Annotated in this window: 15 protein-coding genes; 10 read left to right on the forward strand and 5 right to left on the reverse strand. The window is 40.2% G+C overall.

The genetic code is table 11. The features are described 5' to 3' along the window. The first annotated feature begins 13 nt into the window (after window positions 1–13). Complete coding sequence (locus tag B4Z90_RS19940; protein WP_112373638.1) at window positions 14–910, forward strand: EamA family transporter; 897 nt, start codon at window positions 14–16, stop codon at window positions 908–910. Window positions 911–1083: 173 nt separating this feature from the next. Here the strand turns inward: B4Z90_RS19940 and mtaB are convergent, their stop codons facing one another. After that, window positions 1084–2406, reverse strand: a complete 1323-nt coding sequence (gene mtaB / locus B4Z90_RS19945; RefSeq protein WP_115049709.1) for a tRNA (N(6)-L-threonylcarbamoyladenosine(37)-C(2))-methylthiotransferase MtaB — start codon at window positions 2404–2406, stop codon at window positions 1084–1086. A gap of 266 nt (window positions 2407–2672) precedes the next feature. On the opposite strand from mtaB, the gene B4Z90_RS19950 reads away from it, so the two are divergent. The 3 genes from B4Z90_RS19950 to B4Z90_RS19960 all read left to right on the forward strand — a co-directional run bounded on the left by B4Z90_RS19950 (window position 2673) and on the right by B4Z90_RS19960 (window position 5426). Continuing rightward, complete coding sequence (locus tag B4Z90_RS19950; protein WP_286803119.1) at window positions 2673–3494, forward strand: thymidylate synthase; 822 nt, start codon at window positions 2673–2675, stop codon at window positions 3492–3494. A 61-nt stretch (window positions 3495–3555) separates the two neighbouring features. Beyond that, on the forward strand, window positions 3556–4050 hold the full coding sequence (locus B4Z90_RS19955) for a dihydrofolate reductase (RefSeq protein ID WP_115049706.1): 495 nt from the start codon (window positions 3556–3558) through the stop codon (window positions 4048–4050). Between the two features lie 167 nt (window positions 4051–4217). Then, on the forward strand, window positions 4218–5426 hold the full coding sequence (locus B4Z90_RS19960) for a serine hydrolase (protein WP_286803120.1): 1209 nt from the start codon (window positions 4218–4220) through the stop codon (window positions 5424–5426). Window positions 5427–5633: 207 nt separating this feature from the next. On the opposite strand, the gene B4Z90_RS19965 is transcribed toward B4Z90_RS19960, so the two are convergent. After that, complete coding sequence (locus tag B4Z90_RS19965; RefSeq protein ID WP_286803122.1) at window positions 5634–6641, reverse strand: D-alanine--D-alanine ligase family protein; 1008 nt, start codon at window positions 6639–6641, stop codon at window positions 5634–5636. Window positions 6642–6788: 147 nt separating this feature from the next. On the opposite strand from B4Z90_RS19965, the gene B4Z90_RS19970 reads away from it, so the two are divergent. The 6 genes from B4Z90_RS19970 to B4Z90_RS19995 all read left to right on the forward strand — a co-directional run bounded on the left by B4Z90_RS19970 (window position 6789) and on the right by B4Z90_RS19995 (window position 13480). Beyond that, window positions 6789–7775 carry a PASTA domain-containing protein gene (locus B4Z90_RS19970; protein WP_286803125.1) on the forward strand — a complete coding sequence of 329 codons (987 nt, stop codon included), beginning with the start codon at window positions 6789–6791 and terminating at the stop codon, window positions 7773–7775. A 194-nt stretch (window positions 7776–7969) separates the two neighbouring features. Continuing rightward, window positions 7970–9010, forward strand: coding sequence for an endolytic transglycosylase MltG (mltG, locus tag B4Z90_RS19975; RefSeq protein ID WP_112373644.1), 1041 nt, complete (start codon window positions 7970–7972; stop codon window positions 9008–9010). After that, window positions 9010–9417 (forward strand): acyl-CoA thioesterase, encoded by a 408-nt coding sequence (locus B4Z90_RS19980; RefSeq protein WP_070564999.1) that lies wholly within the window; start codon window positions 9010–9012, stop codon window positions 9415–9417. Before mltG ends, B4Z90_RS19980 begins: the two co-directional genes overlap by 1 nt. Window position 9418: 1 nt before the next feature. After that, window positions 9419–10384, forward strand: a complete 966-nt coding sequence (locus tag B4Z90_RS19985; protein ID WP_070564997.1) for a YihY/virulence factor BrkB family protein — start codon at window positions 9419–9421, stop codon at window positions 10382–10384. A gap of 224 nt (window positions 10385–10608) precedes the next feature. After that, the gene (gene rpsA / locus B4Z90_RS19990; RefSeq protein WP_070564994.1) at window positions 10609–12540 is read left to right on the forward strand and encodes a 30S ribosomal protein S1; all 1932 of its coding nucleotides are present in this window, start codon (window positions 10609–10611) and stop codon (window positions 12538–12540) included. Between the two features lie 100 nt (window positions 12541–12640). Next, window positions 12641–13480, forward strand: coding sequence for a sulfurtransferase (locus tag B4Z90_RS19995; RefSeq protein WP_286803128.1), 840 nt, complete (start codon window positions 12641–12643; stop codon window positions 13478–13480). 1 nt (window position 13481) lies between these two features. Here B4Z90_RS19995 and B4Z90_RS20000 read toward each other — a convergent pair whose 3' ends face one another. The 3 genes from B4Z90_RS20000 to B4Z90_RS20010 are packed head-to-tail and all read right to left on the reverse strand — an operon-like array spanning window position 13482 to window position 19497. After that, window positions 13482–15383, reverse strand: coding sequence for a RecQ family ATP-dependent DNA helicase (locus tag B4Z90_RS20000; protein ID WP_286803129.1), 1902 nt, complete (start codon window positions 15381–15383; stop codon window positions 13482–13484). Then, entirely contained in the window at window positions 15380–17464 is a 2085-nt protein-coding gene (locus B4Z90_RS20005) for a ComEC/Rec2 family competence protein (RefSeq protein ID WP_286803131.1), read from the reverse strand. Before B4Z90_RS20005 ends, B4Z90_RS20000 begins: the two co-directional genes overlap by 4 nt. Beyond that, complete coding sequence (locus B4Z90_RS20010) at window positions 17461–19497, reverse strand: ComEA family DNA-binding protein (protein WP_070564983.1); 2037 nt, start codon at window positions 19495–19497, stop codon at window positions 17461–17463. The genes B4Z90_RS20005 and B4Z90_RS20010 overlap by 4 nt, the downstream gene beginning before the upstream one ends. Between the last annotated feature and the right edge of the window lie 112 nt (window positions 19498–19609).

Genomic DNA, 19609 nt, shown 5'->3' on the forward strand with positions numbered 1-19609 from the left:
AATTTATTTGAGAATGGAAAAATTAAAAGGTGCATTAGCTGTCTTTTTAGGTGCGAGTAGTTTTGGGATACTATCAACGTTTGTTAAAAAAGCCTATGGTAAAGGGTTGAATTTAGGAGAGGTAACGGGAATTCAGGTATTGTTTGGCATGCTTATCCTTTGGCTTATCTATATCATCATCAAACTCTTTTCGGCAAAGTCATTTCACTCTTCAAGCAAGAAATCTTCATGGATCAAGATATTAATCAGTGGTACTTCGACCGGTTTGGTGAGCATTCTCTATTACAAATGTGTACAGCTCGTCCCGGCTTCGTTGGCCATCGTACTGCTCATGCAGTATATCTGGATCGGTGTGGTAATCGAATTTATCTTTTTCAAGGCAAAACCTTCAAAAAACAACCTGATTGGTATCGGCATTGTACTCATTGCAACATTATTAGCGACTGGACTTCTTGAAAAAGGCTTGCAACACCTCAACCTAACAGGTGTCTTATTTGGTCTTTTAGCAGCGACCGCCTATTCGGTCTTCATGATCGTCAACGGTCGTGTCGGCAATGACTATCACCCCATTCAAAAAAGCGCTATTATGGTAACGGGGGCCTGTATACTGGTCTTCACCTTGTTTCCACCTGCTTATTTATGGAATGGTCAATTTGATGGTAACTTCCTCTATTTCGGCTTGATCCTCTCGCTATTTGGCACGGTCATCCCGCCTTTATTATTTGCCTATGGCCTACCGAAAACGGGCTTCTCCTTAGGCGGAATATTAAGTTCGGCGGAGCTACCCGTAGCCACCTGTATGTCGTTTTTTATACTTCATGAAAGTGTATCCACGATACAATGGCTCGGGGTACTTTTGATCTTGGGTACCGTCATCTGGTTAAATGCAGCAAAGAGCAGTACGCATTAGGCGACCGATCCACTTCTGGTCAGAGTACTGCAGTCAATTTGATCAGGAACACAACTGTGTGCTGCAATCAATAGGGAAATTATGGAATTCCCGTTAACGAAAAAAGGCAATCTTCCTAATAAGATTGCCTTTTTTATATGTTAAACCTTTGTATGTTATAAATCTTAAAAAGGTTAATGTGTCAGTGTCTCCGGAATTTCTTCTACTTCCACTTCACAGGAATCTGTTACTTCCATAAATTTAACCGGCACAACCTCATTCACCAATAATGGATCGTATAAGGTCCGTACTTTGACATAGTTTTTAGAAAAACCATGCATATAACCATCTTTTTCGTCTGCTTCAAACAAAACATCACCAGTCTCACCAAGCTGTGACTCATAAAACGCACGGCGCTTCTTCTCCGAAAGGATGTGCAACATTTTGCTACGGTCGCTGCGTTGAGCTCCCGGTACAGCACCGTCCATTTGAGCAGCAATCGTATTCTCCCTTTCTGAATAGGTAAAGACATGCAGGTAAGAAATATCCAAATCATTCAAGAAATTGTATGTATCGATAAAGTCTTCACGTGTTTCTCCCGGAAATCCGACAATAACGTCAACACCGATACAGCAATTAGGCATCAATGACTTGATAAAAGCGACGCGCTCTGTGTAAAGCTCTCTTTTGTACCTTCTGCGCATTAAACCCAGAATTTTATTGCTTCCAGACTGCAATGGCATATGGAAATGTGGAACAAAACGTTTTGATTGGGCCACAAACTCAATAATATCATTGGAAAGAAGATTGGGTTCTATCGAGGAAATACGGATTCTATCAATCCCTTCGACTTCATCCAGTGCTTGTACCAAATCCAAGAACCGGTCTTCGCGCTTACCATCCCGAATGCCAAAATCGCCAATGTTTACACCTGTTAAAACGATTTCTTTGACGCCTGAAGCTGCAATTTCTTCTGCTTGACGCACAATATCTTCGATCTTGCCCGAGCGACTTCCGCCACGTGCCAAAGGAATCGTACAAAATGTACATGAATAATCGCAGCCGTCCTGTACTTTTAGGAACGTACGCGTACGATCGCCAATCGAATAAGCCGAGACAAATTGATTGGTCTCATCGATTGGACCATTATAAACGATCGTTTTTTCCTGTTTCGTCAAATCATTGATATGCTCAATAATATTAAACTTTTCAGCTGCACCTAAGACCATGTCCACTCCGGGAATCTCTGCAATCTCTTTTGGTTTTAGCTGCGCATAACAGCCAACAATCGTAATATAGGCGTTGGGAGAGTGCTTTAAAGCTTCCTTCACTACTTTTCTACACTTCTTGTCAGCATTATCCGTTACCGAACATGTATTGATTACATAAACGTCTGCACGGCTATTGAACGCTGTGGTATCATAGCCCGCATCTTTAAATAAACGACCAATGGATGATGTCTCCGAATAATTCAGTTTACATCCAAGTGTATAAAAAGCTACTTTTTTATTCTCCATAATATTTTGCAAAATTACATTTTTTTTCAGTAACCCCTCTTATCATTTTAAGTTTTGACTTTCTCGTTATAAGGATTTTCCTTAGTTTTGACTATCTTGAAAGGTTGAATGCACCGGCGGCTTATTACGGACAAACTAAATTAGAGCCGGACATGATGTATTCAAATATTCCCCGATTGAGAATCAGACACATAAAATAGTGCTATTCGTTCTGTCCAGTTCGATTATAGCATTGATATTTGGTATTTAATAATTACTTTTTACAGATGAAACAATATTTAGATTTACTCAGACATGTATATACGAATGGTGTTGTAAAGACAGATCGTACGGGCACAGGTACCAAAAGTGTCTTTGGATATCAGATGCGTTTCAACCTTCAGGAAGGTTTCCCTTTGGTAACGACGAAGAAATTACACCTGCGATCCATTATCCATGAATTGATCTGGTTTCTTAAAGGTGAAACTAATATTCAGTATCTCAAAGAAAATGGCGTAAGCATTTGGGACGAGTGGGCTGACGAACAAGGAAATTTAGGCCCTGTATACGGATCACAATGGCGCTCCTGGCCAACACCCGATGGCCGTCATATCGATCAGATCACACAGGTTATCAACCAGCTAAAAAATTCACCTGATTCACGCCGTATTATTGTATCGGCATGGAATGTTGCCGAAATAGAGCATATGGCATTACCTCCTTGTCATGCCTTTTTTCAGTTTTATGTCGCTCCGGCACAACCTGAAAAAGGTATCTTAAAGCCGCAATTGTCCTGTCAACTCTATCAACGTAGTGCCGATATATTCTTGGGCGTTCCTTTCAACATTGCCTCTTATGCTTTATTGACGATGATGGTCGCACAGGTTTGCGACATGGAAGCCGCAGAGTTTATCCACACCCTTGGCGATGCACATATCTACAGTAATCACTTCGAGCAAACGGAGCTCCAATTGAGCCGCGAGCCAAAAGCGCTACCCCAGATGAAAATAAACCCTGAAGTAAAAGATATCTTTGAATTTAAGTTTGAAGATTTTGAATTGTTAAACTACGAATCCCATCCACATATCAAAGCTCCGGTGGCCGTTTAACAAGAAAGGTACCTGATTTTGTAATATATTTTAGCGAACGAATAATCACCTTATATCAAAAATGAGCAACCCAACGATCACATTAATCGTAGCTGCGTCGGAAAACAATGCCATCGGAATCGACAATCAGATGCCTTGGCATTTACCCAACGACTTTAAATATTTTAAGAGAAATACCGTTGAGCACTCTGTCCTAATGGGCAGAAAGACTTTTGAGGCCATAGGCAAAGCATTACCAGACAGAAGGAATATTGTCATTACACGTAACGCGAATTTCCAGGGAGAAGATATTGATGTTGCCAACAGCATCCAAGAGGCACTCTTGTATTGCCGGGATGAACGTGAGGTATTCATCATTGGTGGTGCAAACATCTATCAACAAGCCCTTCCACTGGCAAATAAGGTACTTCTGACACGCGTGCACACAACCATCAAAGGTGACGCCTTCTTTCCTGAATTGCCGTCAGAAGAATGGGAATTAGTTTCCTCAGATTCGCATCAGGCCGATGACAAACATGCATTTGCTTATACCTTTGAAGTTTATACGCGAAAATAATTCCATGTTTACGACTAGCAAAACGCAATAGGATCATGGAGCTTTTTGCTTCATGATCCTATCACCATTAAAAGCTATAGAAGAGCTTAATCGACAAGACTAAACAGGCGCGACACTTTGATCTAAAGCACATGCAAAAATACCTCACCCTAATTCTTACTCTATTCATGTCAGATCTATACGCTCAGAAGATAGATACTGTTTACCTGGAAAAATTACTCCAAAGTCATCCCGATCTATTTCAAAACATATTAAGTCATCCGACGAAAAATGAAATACAAATTCTGTATACACAGATTGATCGTGACAAATCCAATAAGCCACATTTCAGGTCCTATAGCTATCGACTGAATCCGAACTGGTATTTTTATCCCGCAAGTACAGTGAAGTTGCCGACAGCAATTCTGGCTTTGGAAAAAATCAATGACCTGCATATTGCCGGTCTCAGCAAAGATACCCCACTACGCATCGATTCTGCTTTTGAAAAGCAGACTAAGGTTCTTGTGGACGAATCCGCCGCCAATGGCCTTCCATCTGTTGCTCAATATGTTAAAAAGATCTTATTAACCAGCGACAACGATGCCCAAAACAGGCTTTTCGAATTTATTGGCCGTGCAGAACTGAATGCGAAACTAAAAAAATACGGCACTAATTACAGCCGCATTGTCAACCGTCTTGCTATTGGCGACAAAGGCATATGGGCCAAACATACTAACCCCGTCACCTTTTATAAGGGGAAGGATATTATTTATAAACAAGAAGCACAGTTCGATCCCAAGGATTATACCATCGAGCTATCCAATACGCTTCAGGGGAAAGGTTACATGAACGATAAAGATGAACTTGTTCATGAACCCTGGAGTTTTGAAGGATTAAATGTATACGCTTTGCAAGATCAACAGCTGATATTGAAGAAGCTGTTATTTCCCGAAGCATTTCAGCCTCAAGAAAGATTCAATCTGAAAAAAGATGACTACGCGCTCCTCTATGATTATATGTCGCGCTATCCCTTTGAATCGGATTTTCCAAAATATGATCCAGCAGAATTCTGGCCAACGTATAGCAAGCTCCTTTTTTATGGCCGTGAAAAAAATGCGATCTTAAATCCCAACATCCGGATCTTCAACAAGTATGGAGATTCCTATGGCTATAATATTGATAATGCCTATGTCGTCGACTTTGAACATGGCGTGGAATTTATGCTCGCCGTTGTTGTACAGTCCAATAAAAATGGCATCTACAACGATGGACGCTATGAATATGAAACAGTAACCTATCCTTTTTTAAAAAATATCGGCCAGGTAATTTATCAGGAGGAGCTGAAAAGAGTTAAAAAGTTTAAACCTGATCTATCGAAATTTGATTTCAGAAAATAAAACACAAAAAAGGCTCTCAGAAAATTGAAAGCCTTTTTTGCGCATCGTCATCGTGGCGTATTTTTATCCCCCTTGGCTAGAAGGCTGCTTATGCGAATGATCAGCGGGCTGTGGCTGGGAAATGCAGTATGTCATCATCGGAATGTATGCTTATCCGCGCTCCAGCCATATAGTCCCCGCCTCAAGTCTTACTGAGATAGAACAAAACTATTTCGATTGTAGAGCCGTTTCGATCAACTCCCCGTAAAAATCCCCCTCCTTCATTCCAAAAGCCCGTACCTGCTGCGGAATAAAGCTTTGTGGAGTCTGCCCCGGAATGGTATTAATTTCGATAAAATAAAATTTATCGGTATCGTTTTCTAAAAAGAAGTCCACCCGAACCATACCCTTACAGTTCAATCTCACATAAATTTCCCTTAAAATACGTGCAGCGCGCTCCTGCTCTTCCGTAGTCAGGTCTGCTGGTGTAATCTCTTCGGTCAATCCAGGTACATACTTGGCTTCATAATCAAAAAATTCACGTGTAGTACGAACTTCGGTAGCCGGCAAAACAACGAGTTCGCCTTTTGAATTCCTAAAAATTCCCTCGGAAAATTCGCGTCCAGTCACAAATTCTTCAACAATAACCTGTTTCCCGGTATTCTCTGCATCAAAAGCTTTATCAATGGCTTCCTGAAGTTGTGCCGATTCCTTTACTTTGGTCATTCCGATACTACTTCCACCGGCATTAGGTTTCACAAAATACGGCAGCGAAAGATTGCTTTCGACGATTTTGACCGCTTCCAGGAGTTGCGATTCAAACAATAAGACCGATTTTGCCAAATGCAACTCGGGAATATCCGATAAGATCGCTTTTGTATACCCTTTATTCATAGTCAATGCCGAAGTCAAGGCATCACATGAGGTATATGGAATATCTAATAAATCAAAATAGCTCTGAAGTCTTCCATCTTCTCCAGGCACACCATGCACCATAATAAATGCTAAGTCAAAGCTTAAGATATCTCCGTTCAATGGAAGTGTAAAATCTGCTTTTGAAATCGGATGCCGCTTACCGTCCAAATCTTCATAGTACCATGCTTCTTTGGTCACTGTAATCAAATATATATCGTATTTGTCGTGATCAAGTTGAGAATTGACAAAGGCAGAACTTTTAAAAGAAACTTCAGCTTCTCCTGTATAACCTCCAGTTATTAATGCTATTTTTGCTTTCATAAATTTTAGCGATTCGAATAGCAAATATAATTTGCTATACACGGAAAAACGAATAATTTTGTGAGGAATAATTTTATTTAATCATTCTGCAAACTTGGCTTTAATATTGCGGTTCTATGCAGAATTAATTTTTATCAAAACAGAGAAATGTCCAAAGTCGTACAATATCTTCAGACCCCCACTTTTAGGAAAAATCTTATTGCCGCTCTTGTCGCGATAGTATGTCTATTCCTTTTCGTTTATGTTGGACTGAAAATATATACCAAACATGATGAATCTATAGCCGTTCCTAAAGTGAAAGGCCTTCATATCAGTGCTGCCATCCAGGCGCTGGAAGACGCGGGGCTGGAATATCAAATTGACTCCGTCTACCAGATGGACGCCAAACCAGGAATGGTCATCGAGCAGGATCCCGAACAAGGATTTCATGTAAAATCGGGGCGGACTATTTATTTGACCATTATCACACAAGTTGCACCTGAAGTTGCCTTTCCGAATATAAAGGATAAAACATTGATCGAAGCAACGGCTATTTTGAAAAACCATAACCTTAGAATCGGAGACACTTCTTATGTCGCAGATATCGCTAGGGACATCGTATTGGATGCTCAATTTGCAGGACAATCAATCCGTAACGGGCGCATGATTCCTAAGGGTTCACGTATAGATCTAGTTTTGGGAAATGGACTCGGTGCTAATGAAGTGGAAATACCCAACTTAATTGGTCTTCCATTAAACGAAGCGAAGTTTGCCCTATCTGGAGCTGGTCTAGGCCTAGGCACAGTGACTTATGATCCCAATGTAACGGATACAGCCACCGCAGTAATCAGTGTACAATCACCAGGAATAGAAAAAGGCTTAACCAGCTTAGGGGCTAAAATAGACATAACGCTCTCATTGACGGCACCAACAACAACTACAGGTGCTCCAGCTGGAGGTACGCCAACTCCTAAACCACAGGCAAACCAAACACAGGTTACTCCGCCAGCAGCAAAAGCTCCGGTTCAGTCTAAGCCCGTTGCTCCAGCGAAAAGTACCACAACAAATACGCCAGCAGCTAAATCGACAACAACAAATCCAACTGCAGGGCAGAAAAAAGAAAAAGAAAGTAAAGGGAATAGTCTTGGCTTTTAAGTGTATTGACTTAAAAATGAAGCTGCATGGCATAATCTCCATTATGATGGATTAGCGTTTGTTGCAGATTCAGGAATTGTATAAAATATAAAGATGAAACCGATCCATATCTGGGCGATTTCATCAACCATTGACCGCTAAAGGCTGTATGAATGCCCTTAATAGCGAACAACAAATGAATAAAAAATTTTAGCATGGAAAATAAAAAAGGAATACCAAGTTGGTTAAAAATCATTGCCCTGATCGTTATCGTTGTCGGAGGTTATTTTGCTTGGACATTTTATAAAGCATTTTATGCTTCTAATGTATCGGGAGAGAAAAAATACCTGTACATACACGAGGGCGAAAAATATGAAGATGTATTGAAATCAATCAAGGATTCAAATCTTGTGGATGACATCGCTTCCTTTGAGCGTGCCGCACAATATAAAAAATATGAGCAAAGTGTAAAACCCGGACGTTATCTGTTAAACCCTGGTATGAACAATAGACGCTTAGTTGGCAATTTGATTGGTGGCTACCAAGAACCTGTAAAATTCAGATTTTCCAATGTGCGACTGAAAGAGAATATGGCCGCACTCCTTGGTAAAAGTTTTGAGGCAGATTCTGCAGAATTTATCGCGGTACTAAATGATGAGGCTACAGCACAGAAATATGGATTTACAAAAGAAAATCTGATTGCTATATTTATCCCCAATACCTACGAAATTTATTGGAACACCAATCCCGAAAAAGTAATTGCTCGTTTTGATGATGAATGGAAAAAGTTTTGGAATGCAGATCGCACGGCAAAAGCAAAAGCGCTTAACCTGACACCGCAACAAGTCAGTACATTGGCTTCTATTGTCAAAGGTGAAGCCTTACACCAGGATGAAATGCCCATGATCGCCGGATTATATTTAAACCGCCTCAAAAAAGGCATGTTATTGCAAGCTGATCCTACCGTGATCTTTGCCAACAACGACTTTACCATTAGAAGGGTATTGAATAAGCACCTTAGAACAGACAATCCTTACAATACTTACATCTATAGGGGCTTGCCTCCAGGTCCTATTTCAATTCCAAGTATTGCTGCAATTGATGCGGTCTTAAACTTTAAGCAACATGATTATATTTACATGTGTGCTAAAGATGATTTTTCGGGCTATCATAATTTTGCAAAAACAGAGGCTGAGCATTTGATCAATGCACGTAAATTTCAACAGGCATTGGACGCCAGAAATATTAAAAAATAATGTTTGTATTTGACCATCAGATTCGTGTCCGCTATGCAGAAACAGACCAAATGGGTTATGTTTATTATGGAAATTATGCTGCATTTTACGAAATAGCGCGGACTGAAATGCTGCGGAGCACGGGGATATCGTATAAGGAGCTGGAAGAAATGGGGGTCATGCTCCCCGTTACGGAGATGAAAACAAAATACCTAAAACCGGGCAAATACGATGATTTGATCACGATACGGGTAACAATCCGCCAGAAACCTGCCGTCCGTATTATTTTTGAATATGAACTGTTCAATGAAAGCGGAGAACTACTCAACCAGGGCGAGACAACTTTGGTCTTTGTCAACATGGAAAAAAATAGGCCTTGTATGCCGCCACAGGTTTTCTTGGATAAGATGAGTAACTATTTTAATTGATATGGGGAAAATCCACCAATGGCTATTAAATATTGAACCTTATTTTAGATTAATCGAATGGAGTAAACGTGTCGTACTACCTGGCTTTGGCTCGCTACCACTCTATACTGTGGCTGTATTTTTCTTTCAGGAGCTATCGAGAGACTCCATTGTCAGCAAGGCTTCTTCCCTTTCCTATAGCTTTTTATTGGCCATTTTTCCGGGTATCATTTTTTTATTTACATTGATCCCTTATATTCCGATCAATAATTTTCAGGAACAGTTGCTGGACTTTCTGGCCGTGGTTATTCCCAAAAATGCTTTTCTGGTTGTTGAAACGACTTTGGAGGATATTATTAAAAACCAAAATGGTGGATTACTTTCTTTCGGTTTTTTATTTGCGGCCTATTTTGCAACCAATGGTATGGCCTCTCTGATGAATGCCTTTAATAAGGCTTCCCTCATGACGGAAAGAAGGCCATGGGTCAGAAAACGTTTGCTTGCCTTAGCCTTGGCTTTCCTAATTATTTTTGCGTTAACAGTTGGGATGACAATATTTACCCTAGCTGGCATTACCATAGACTACCTCAAGGAAACAACAGGTATAAAGTCGAGCTTCTGGGCCATTCTACTTAAAGTAGCCCGATGGTTGATAATATTTGCTATTTACTTTTTCACGGTAAGCTGTATTTACAAATTTGGTCCTTCCAACTCCAATAAATGGAAACTCTTCAGTCCCGGAGCTTCTATGGCTACCATTTTAGCAATATTGACGTTTTCCATATTTACCTTTTATATCAATCATTTTGGTGCATATAACAAACTCTATGGATCCATCGGGACACTGATCGTCATTATGCTCTGGATTTACCTGAATACGCTTATTTTATTATTGGGCTATGAGCTTAATGCAGCAATAGCGCTGTCTAAACAAACCATTGTTATTGCCAAACCACGCATTTTCAACTCTTTTAAGAGAGACGAATAGGTGTATAAAATTATTTAAAGCTTCATTTACCCCGCCAGGTTGGCAACAAATGAACGGTAGAAGACGCTAAACGAGCGTTCGAACAGGCAGCTTTACATGTCTAAAGCAAAAGGCCTGTATAACTGAAAGTCTTTCAATAAAATAAGAAAAATAAAATTTTGCATTTAAAGTTTTTTTGTACCTTTGCAACTCCTACAAAGTAGGAAAAAGGAGAAAATTAATTAATGGCAAAAAAACAAGAAGCAGAAAAAGAATTAGCAGCGAAAAACGCAGAGCTACAAGGTGCTGACACTAAAGTAGTGAAAGACACTGAAAAAATTGAATCAGAAGCTGATTCAAACTTAATCGACGAAATCAAATCAAACACTTGGATCACACCAGAAGGTGAATTTGACTGGGATGCAAATGATAAAGGTTTCGGAAATTATAGCGAAGCTGAACGCGCTAAACTTGAAGCACAATACGCAGATACTTTCAACCAAGTTAACCAAGGTGAAATTATTGAAGGTACTGTAGTTTCTATCAACAACAAAGACGTAGTCTTAAATGTTGGTTTCAAATCTGACGGTTTAGTTTCTTTATCAGAATTCCGTGACTTACCAGAATTACAAGTTGGTGACAAAGTTGACGTATTCGTTGAATCTCAAGAAGATGCTAACGGTCAATTAGTACTTTCTCGCAAACGTGCTAAAACTCAAAAATCTTGGGAAGCTATCAATGAGGCATTGGAAAATGATGCAATCATTACTGGTTTCGTTAAGAGCCGTACTAAAGGTGGTCTTATCGTTGATATCAAAGGTGTTGAGGCATTCTTACCTGGATCTCAAATCGATATCAAACCTATCCGTGACTACGACGTATACGTAGGTAAAACAATGGAATTCAAAGTTGTGAAAATCAACCACGAATTCAAAAACGTTGTCGTATCACACAAAGTATTAATTGAAAACGATTTAGAAAACCAAAAATCTGAAATCGTTGCTAAATTAGAAAAAGGTCAAGTATTAGAAGGAACAGTTAAAAATATCACTGATTTCGGTGTGTTCATCGATTTAGGTGGTGTTGACGGTTTATTGCATATCACAGACATCTCTTGGGGTCGTATCGAGCATCCAAAAGAAGTTTTATCGTTAGATCAAACAATCAACGTTGTTGTATTAGACTTTGATGACGAGAAAAAACGTATCGCTTTAGGCTTGAAACAATTATCTGAGCATCCTTGGGAATCTTTAGATACTGCATTAGAAGTTGGTTCTAAAGTTAAAGGTAAAATCGTAACAGTTGCTGATTACGGTGCTTTCTTAGAAATCATCCCTGGTGTTGAAGGTTTGATCCACGTTTCTGAAATGTCTTGGTCACAAAACTTACGTTCTCCACAAGAGTTCTTGAAAGTTGGTGATGAGATCGAAGCGCAAATCTTAACGTTAGATCGCGATGAGCGTAAAATGAGCTTAGGTATCAAACAATTGACTCCAGATCCTTGGAAAAATATCACTGAGCGTTACCCTGTAGGTTCTAAACAAACAGCTGTTGTTAAAAACATGACTAACTTCGGTGTATTTGTTGAATTGGAAGAAGGTATCGATGGTTTGATCCACATCTCTGATTTATCTTGGTCTAAAAAAATCAACCACCCTAACGAATTCACTAAAGTTGGTGAAACATTAGACGTAGTTGTTTTAGAATTGGATGAAGAAAACCGTAAATTATCTTTAGGTCACAAACAATTGGAAGAAAACCCTTGGGATACTTTCGAAACGATCTTTACTGAAGGTTCTATCCACGAAGGTACTGTGATCAAAGTTGGTGACAAAGGTGATATCGTAGCTTTACAATATGGTGTTGAAGGTTTCTGTCCTTCTAAACACTCTGTTAAAGAAGACGGTTCTTCATTGAAAGTTGATGAAGTTACTTCATTCAAAATCATCGAGTTCAACAAAGAGAACAAACGTTTGGTAATTTCTCACTCTCGTATCTGGGAAGAAGAGAAAGAAGAAGCTCGCAAAGAAGAGTCTAACAGCCGTAAAAAAGACGCTAAAGCTGAGTCTTCAGCTGTGAAAAAAGTAAAAGATTCTGTTGAGAAATCTACTTTAGGCGACTTAGACGTATTAGCTCAATTGAAAGAGCAAATGGAAAATGATAAAAACGCTAAGTAATTAGCAATTTCAATCCATAAAAAGCGGCTGTTCCAAAAGAACAGCCGCTTTGCTTTTATAGGGATGCTTTTGTAATTTTGTAGCAATAAACTTTATTGTTATGTCATTCAAATCAGCCTTAATCAACCCCACCGAACTTCTGGAATCATTGGGACAGCATACAGACATTGTCCTCCTTGATTGCACCATCGACAAAGTTGGCCAATCCATCAAGGACGCCAAGTTCGAAGTACTACCCCATTCTCAATTTTTTGACATCGAAGGGAAACTTTCGGATTCTACTTCTAAATTACCACATACCCTTGTATCGGCAGAAGTATTCGAACGAGAAATGCAACGCCTAGGAATCAATCAGGATAGTACCGTCGTGTTATATGACAGATGGGGTGTTTATTCAAGCCCAAGGGCATGGTGGATGTTTAAGGTCATGGGTTTTGAACAGGTATTTATTCTAAATGGTGGCGTCCCCGCTTGGAAAAAAAGTAAATTACCGCTCGTAGACCAGTATGCAGCTGCTGTAAAGCCTGGAAACTTTAAAGCCCAATTTCAAGCAAACCATTATGCTGACAAAGAATATATCTTAACACATTATCGGGATACGCAAGTAAATATTTTTGACGCCAGAAGTAAAGGTCGATTTAGTGGTTTAGTTGCTGAACCTCGAAAAGGCCTTCATGGTGGGCATATCCCTCATTCCAAAAACCTCCCTTTCGAAGAATTACTTGATGGAATCGTTTATAAACCCCTTGATGAATTGAAACAGCAATTTGATCATCATAATGCTACCGGAAATGAATATGTATTCTCCTGTGGATCGGGTATCACGGCTTCAATCTTAGCATTTGCTTCTCATCTTGTTGGTCACGAGCAAATCCGCGTATACGATGGCTCTTGGTCAGAATGGGGTCGCGAAGAGCTCAATCTACCCATCGAAAAATAGTTTAAAACAAGGTATTCCAAGAGTAGAGATTATCCTCCAAGCGGATCTTTTCCGCATCCAGGAGATCGCGGATAATCTCTATTCTTTTCTTTTCTGTACCTATCGTCAAACTAGCCACCAAATCGTGAATGTTTTTAGCGCCAGCGAGCAAACTACTTTTGATTTCTGCTTTTATATCTGCGCGCTGCTTTTTCTGATGATTACGGATCAGACACAAATCGCATACTTCACAGAACCCCGCATTTTTTTCTCCAAAATATAACAACAGCGACTGACTGCGGCAATTGCTACGTTGAATATAACCGATCATGCCATTGACTTCTTCTTCTTTCACCTGATGGCGATCGCGAATAAAAATATGATCGATATGCAGGTGTTTGTAATCGACGCGGTTCTGCAAAAAGGTCAATTGTGGCGCATCTGTAGAAGGCAGATAACTCGCTATTTCCAATGACTCTAACGACTTCAATAGCTCGACAACACGATCATAAGGCAGACCCAACTTACGTGCAAATTCGTATTCATTAATGAGGATATAGTTTTCAAATACACCACCATAGCTGCGTAAAATAGCCTTAATGAGCTTATCATATTTTACATACTGCACCTGAACTTTATACAATTCGGCGCTATCAATTTCAAACTTAAAGCGTGAGGGTATTGTGACAGCTTCGGACAAAACCAACCAAGTGTCCCGCTCCAGAAACTTCAGCGCATTCATAACAGGAACCAATGGCAGCTGATATTTTTTGGCAAATGCAACAACATCAAAATCTACAGTCACCCCTTCTCCAGATCCATAGGGAATCTGAAAATGATTACAAAGGTAATGATAGGTCTGTTGAATAAATGGAATATCAGGAAAGCTAGCTTGCAAATTATCGACAAGCTTCTGTTCATCTGTCTTTTGATAAAGAATAACGGGATAGGCCTTCTTACCATCTCTTCCTGCCCTGCCGGCTTCTTGATAATAGGCCTCCAGCGAATCGGGCAAATCGAGATGAATCACAAAACGCACGTCAGGTTTATCAATTCCCATCCCAAACGCATTGGTAGCTACAATAACGCGAACAACATTTGTCATCCACCCTTGCTGTTTCTGATCCCGTTCCTGCCCCGAAAGTCCGGCATGGTAATAATCTGCCGAAATGCCGTTATTGACCAAAATACGGGCTATCTCCTGCGTTTCTCGCCGGTTTCTGACATAGACAATACCGGATCCGCCCAACTTATGTATAATCCGGACCATACGTCCCATCTTATCCTCTTCTTCAATGGCCATATACGCCAAATTGTCCCGGAGAAAGCTTTTGACAAATACATTTTCTTTCGGAAAGCTCAGTTTCTGTTGTATATCGATGATGACACGCTCCGTTGCGGTCGCTGTAAGGGCCAGAAAAGGCACCTTGGGATGCAGTTCCCGTAATTTAGCAAGTTCTAAATAGGGCGGTCTAAAATCATACCCCCATTGAGAAATACAATGTGCTTCGTCTATCGCAAATAGATTTACATTCATAAATCGTATGCGCTCCCTTACTACATCATTGTACAATCTTTCAGGAGAAAGATAGAGAAATTTTATTTGCCCATAGACGCAATTATCCAAGGTAATATCCACCTCCCTCTTCCGCATTCCAGCATAAATTGCGACCGCCTGAATTCCATTTTTTTTCAAATGTTCAACCTGATCTTTCATCAATGCGATAAGCGGTGTAACGACAATACAAATCCCTTCTCGCATCAAGGCAGGTACTTGAAAACAGATCGACTTCCCTCCGCCAGTTGGCAACAAAGCCAAAGTATCTTTACCTGAAATGACCGATTGAATAATTTCTTCCTGCAGGGGTCTAAATGAATCGAATCCCCAGTATTGCCTTAAGATTGATATACTATCTTGCGTCATAAATTCTCCTTATCCCAAACATACGCAAAATTATCTTTCATGAGATAATTCTGTATCCCCAAACTATCTAACGTACGTTGTATATGCTTGGATTTTTCCTGTGAATTAGATCCATCCACTATAACAAGTTTTGGTCTGATTTGCCTCAATAATCGGGGTAAACCATCTAATAAATTTTTCCTAACGATAACGAGGTCAGCACGTGGCATAGTTTCTACGGCATGGCACAAAATAGCGATTTTACCCAAGGGGAGCGTAACAAGATAGTTTTTACGCTCCCGGCCATGCAAAGCCACAAACTGAACTTCTTCTTTCGTCAATAATTGAATTTCTCTTCCACATGCATATTGCAAGCCCCGGGCTTGCAAAGAATCAAATGTGCTGTAAACGATACCGCGCCCACCTTTGAAATAACCGATCGTCAACTCTTGTTTCGTATTATAGACCCGAAATCGTTCTGCATCTTTATTTTCTAAGCGTTTTTGCACAGTGATGAGTAGCATTCCAATTGCACAGCATCCCCCTAACCAAACGTATTTTTTATCTTTCCACTGAAAAGTATATAAACAAGAAAACAGTGCAAAATAGGTCAAAAATAGGAGCTCCAGCCCCATAGGATCAACTTTTATTGTTGAAAAAGCCCAACGGTCAATACATTTCAAACCGTATAAGATGAAAGCAATGAGATGCTCCAAGAGGAAACCCATTAAATCGTTAATCCCTTCCATTGGATTAATTGTCATGATAAAACCGAGATACATCGCTAGGGTTGAAGGAAAATCGACTAATAAGTTGGCTACCAGAAAATAAGTTGGGAATTGCCCAAAATAATAAAGGCTCAGTGGTGTTGTCAGTATTTGCGCAGCAACGGAAACAGCCAATGTATCTCTCAAAAGCCGTAATATCGGTCTTTTGACCGGAAGGAATGCTTCGACAAGCGGCGAGCATATCGTCATACCCAAAACAGCTAAAAAGGACAGCTGAAAACCCACATCAGCAACCGCCCTTGGAACGATCAACAGAATCAATACTGCGGCAATAATAAGCGAATTGAGCGTTGAAAAGCCTCGTTTAAAATGCTGTGCACAGAGTACAAAACTAATCATAATAGCCGCCCGCGTAATGGGCGGATCAAGCCCTGCAATAAAAGCATATATCCAGATCATACTCCATAATAAAATTAGGGGCAGCCATCTGAGACAGGAAGGCCAGGCAATTCGTTTGAAAATAAGGGATAAAAACCCGAATAAAACAGCAACATGCATTCCCGATACACTTAACACATGTATCGTTCCCGTATTGGTGAAGGCCTGTATGCTTTCGGCACTGATATCGCTCCGCGAACCATATAATAAAGCTGACACAATAGCAAAGTTCTCATCCCCTTTAATATGGGGTCGAAGCTTGAGCAAAAAATATCTTCTCATTTGTAAAGCGAGCGCAATCAACGAAAAAGTCGTTGTTTCTTGCCGGCTGATCAGCTTGTACTGACCAGAGACTGCGAAAAGTTCATGGTAGACATGCTGCCTTTTCAAATACGCCCTATAATCAAACTCCATTGGATTGAATGGCGGAGCTATTTCCCGGGGCTGACCTTTTAACCACAATAGGTCACCAAACTGCAGCGTATTCTTATGGCTGGATTTTAGGGATAACATGAGTCTACCTGTCGTTTCTATAAATTCACCTTCTTGGTAAGCCCCTATTATCTCTGCCGAAAACCGAATGATACCACGCTTCACTTTGGGCTCTTCAATAACTTTGACCACATAACGATCTGTCATTATATGGGAGAAATGACCGATTGCAACCAAAGGGTCCTCGCGCCAAAATTGGAAGATCCCAAATAATACAATAGATACATAATACCCGCAGGTATACCCGTATTTGCGAATTGTACCATTAAAAAAATAACTAATTATCGTTAACAGAGTCATCACAACCAATACCTGCTGTATATATTGAAAAATAGGGCGCGAAATCGGTATTTTAGGAGCGAAAAGAAGTGTCGCAATATATAAAATAGCTATTTTAAGAATAGGCAGCCGCTCTAATCTTTGTGTAAAACTTAGCTCTTTCATAACTGCCACCGCAACTGTACCTTAACCTCGGATTTTCTATTGCCCTCAATTTGGTCTAATCCAGTCCCGATATGCTCTCGTCCTGGATAATAATAGACCCCATATTTGGCCCATACCTGAAGATGGCGACTTAATCGATACTGTAGGTTGAAATACATTCTCCATCCCCTTGTATTGTACATTCCAAACCCAGAGGCATATAATACGTCTCGCTCATAAGCATAGATCCGATTGTCATAACTTGCCGCATCGAAATACGCAATCCGCATATTCGACTGCAATTTTCCAGTGGTAGACTTCCAAAGTATATCCTGATAATACATATATCCGAAACCATTTTCCTGATACTCTTTTTGGAATAAATTGGCTTCTACCCGGGAGCGAATAGTCCATATTGAACTTAGGCGGTATTGAAATTCTATCCTGAACTGCTGTTTGCCGGTATTCACAAGCCCATGCTCGGTTTGCCCCTCTCCCTGGTAGTTCACTTGTTTCAATCGGTTGCGATAGCGCAACGAAAGTTGGCCTTTTTTGTACCACATGTAACTCAGCTGGCTAAAGAAATCGGCGCCTGTAGATAGCGTATCAGCCTGATACTTTGCTCCTGGAAAACGAAATACATCGGCATAATTCGACCAGAGCAATTTTCTTCCCAGTTGATAGGTAAGTCCCAAATAAGCACCCTGTTCGTTGGAGCTGTTATCCGATTCACCAAATCCTTGTCCATAAAAAGTATGAAAATTCTTCTTGTAGTCCCGAAGCAATATAACCGATGATAAACGTGGATGTAAACTTATGATAGCTCCTGTCAATAATGCTGAACCGCCATCGATACTATTGGCATATTCACCAAATAAATACGTGTTTCGAATCGTATAGTTTACGTATAAACTTATATTTCGGAGCAAATCACCTTCAAAGTCCGCCTCTTGCCGTATAGCATTGCCTTTTGTTTTAAAGGCATTCAATTGAGTCTGATTGAAATGAATACCCATTTTGATCCGTTTATAGCGCCACAATAGATTCAGTCCATAGGCTAGTTGAGATGCAGCATGACGGTATTGCTGTTCGGTTGCTGTCCGATGCAGTCCGGTACTCGCGATTGTTGAAATCGTAGCAGGAGAAGCGATACGGTGAACTTTTCCATCAATGGATCGATAGGAGATATAGGGTGTAACCTCAAATTGACCGATCTGTAGTGTCCCGGCAATGCCCCGCATAAAATTTGCCTCATTTAAGGAAGTATATGACTTTACTCCAATCCCTTGTCTTGCTGTATGCTGTACCAATCCCCCTTTTCCAAAATTCAAACCGTTCCACATACTGAGCCCTTGTCCGAATTGTAAAGCATAGTCGCCGATTACGATATTCCTGAATCGGCCAAAATGCTTTATCGATACACTTAGGCTATAGAAATCAAATCCCATTTTTTGTTTATCCCTAAAAAAGGGCTCCCCGGCATCTTTCTCCATATTGACCGCTAATTGAACCACAGCGTTCAATTGGGCTCTATACCTAAAAGCATAGCGATTGGCATCGCCGAGATAATGGGATTTCGTCGTATCGACAATACGGTACCCTTTTGCTTTTTCGAGTGTCCGGGCATATCGTACCGTAAATTCCTGTTTAAAATTTCTCGATTTCAGGGTTTCAAGAGGAGATCCGGGGCCTACCCTCACAAAAGGTAACAGTAAACTGATTACACGCTCATTAAATCCTTCAATAGACTGTAGTTCAAGCACGTCAATAAAATTTCCTGAAATGGTCCTATGCTCCAGTAGGCGCTCGATCAATAAAGGGTCCAAAAACTGTAATTCTGTGAGTTCTCTTCCATCCGTTTTGTTGAGATCGATCGGGTGTTTGAGATAATGATACCACTTTTCAGTGAATTCACTCAAATCAGCATCTGCTGCGAGCTCATCCGATAAGCTTTCAAATAAATCTTGGAGATCGATTTTTTCATTTGTTTGCGCCAAACAGGTTATTCCAATAAAACAACCTATAAAGAGCAAAATTTTGCTACAATATTTCATAATAGGTTTTAATTAATATTGGCTAAATGCTAGGCGATGAACCCTTTATCCCGGCAGAAAAACGATTCACTCCTATGAAATTAGGAAATATAAAAGAATAAAAAAAGCCTGA

This window comes from Sphingobacterium sp. UBA5639, assembly GCF_002421245.1.
In the GTDB taxonomy this organism is placed as follows: domain Bacteria; phylum Bacteroidota; class Bacteroidia; order Sphingobacteriales; family Sphingobacteriaceae; genus Sphingobacterium; species Sphingobacterium multivorum.

Excerpts from the sequence above, each read along its gene's own strand:
- B4Z90_RS19970 (WP_286803125.1), top strand. The coding sequence starts at position 6,789 with ATGTCCAAAGTCGTACAATATCTTCAGACCCCCACTTTTAGGAAAAAT.
- mltG (WP_112373644.1), top strand. The coding sequence starts at position 7,970 with ATGGAAAATAAAAAAGGAATACCAAGTTGGTTAAAAATCATTGCCCTG.
- B4Z90_RS19980 (WP_070564999.1), top strand. The coding sequence starts at position 9,010 with ATGTTTGTATTTGACCATCAGATTCGTGTCCGCTATGCAGAAACAGAC.
- B4Z90_RS19960 (WP_286803120.1), top strand. The coding sequence starts at position 4,218 with ATGTCAGATCTATACGCTCAGAAGATAGATACTGTTTACCTGGAAAAA.
- B4Z90_RS20010 (WP_070564983.1), bottom strand. The coding sequence starts at position 19,497 with ATGAAATATTGTAGCAAAATTTTGCTCTTTATAGGTTGTTTTATTGGA.
- B4Z90_RS19985 (WP_070564997.1), top strand. The coding sequence starts at position 9,419 with ATGGGGAAAATCCACCAATGGCTATTAAATATTGAACCTTATTTTAGA.
- mtaB (WP_115049709.1), bottom strand. The coding sequence starts at position 2,406 with ATGGAGAATAAAAAAGTAGCTTTTTATACACTTGGATGTAAACTGAAT.
- rpsA (WP_070564994.1), top strand. The coding sequence starts at position 10,609 with ATGGCAAAAAAACAAGAAGCAGAAAAAGAATTAGCAGCGAAAAACGCA.
- B4Z90_RS19950 (WP_286803119.1), top strand. The coding sequence starts at position 2,673 with ATGAAACAATATTTAGATTTACTCAGACATGTATATACGAATGGTGTT.
- B4Z90_RS19965 (WP_286803122.1), bottom strand. The coding sequence starts at position 6,641 with ATGAAAGCAAAAATAGCATTAATAACTGGAGGTTATACAGGAGAAGCT.
- B4Z90_RS20000 (WP_286803129.1), bottom strand. The coding sequence starts at position 15,383 with ATGACGCAAGATAGTATATCAATCTTAAGGCAATACTGGGGATTCGAT.
- B4Z90_RS20005 (WP_286803131.1), bottom strand. The coding sequence starts at position 17,464 with ATGAAAGAGCTAAGTTTTACACAAAGATTAGAGCGGCTGCCTATTCTT.
- B4Z90_RS19955 (WP_115049706.1), top strand. The coding sequence starts at position 3,556 with ATGAGCAACCCAACGATCACATTAATCGTAGCTGCGTCGGAAAACAAT.
- B4Z90_RS19940 (WP_112373638.1), top strand. The coding sequence starts at position 14 with ATGGAAAAATTAAAAGGTGCATTAGCTGTCTTTTTAGGTGCGAGTAGT.
- B4Z90_RS19995 (WP_286803128.1), top strand. The coding sequence starts at position 12,641 with ATGTCATTCAAATCAGCCTTAATCAACCCCACCGAACTTCTGGAATCA.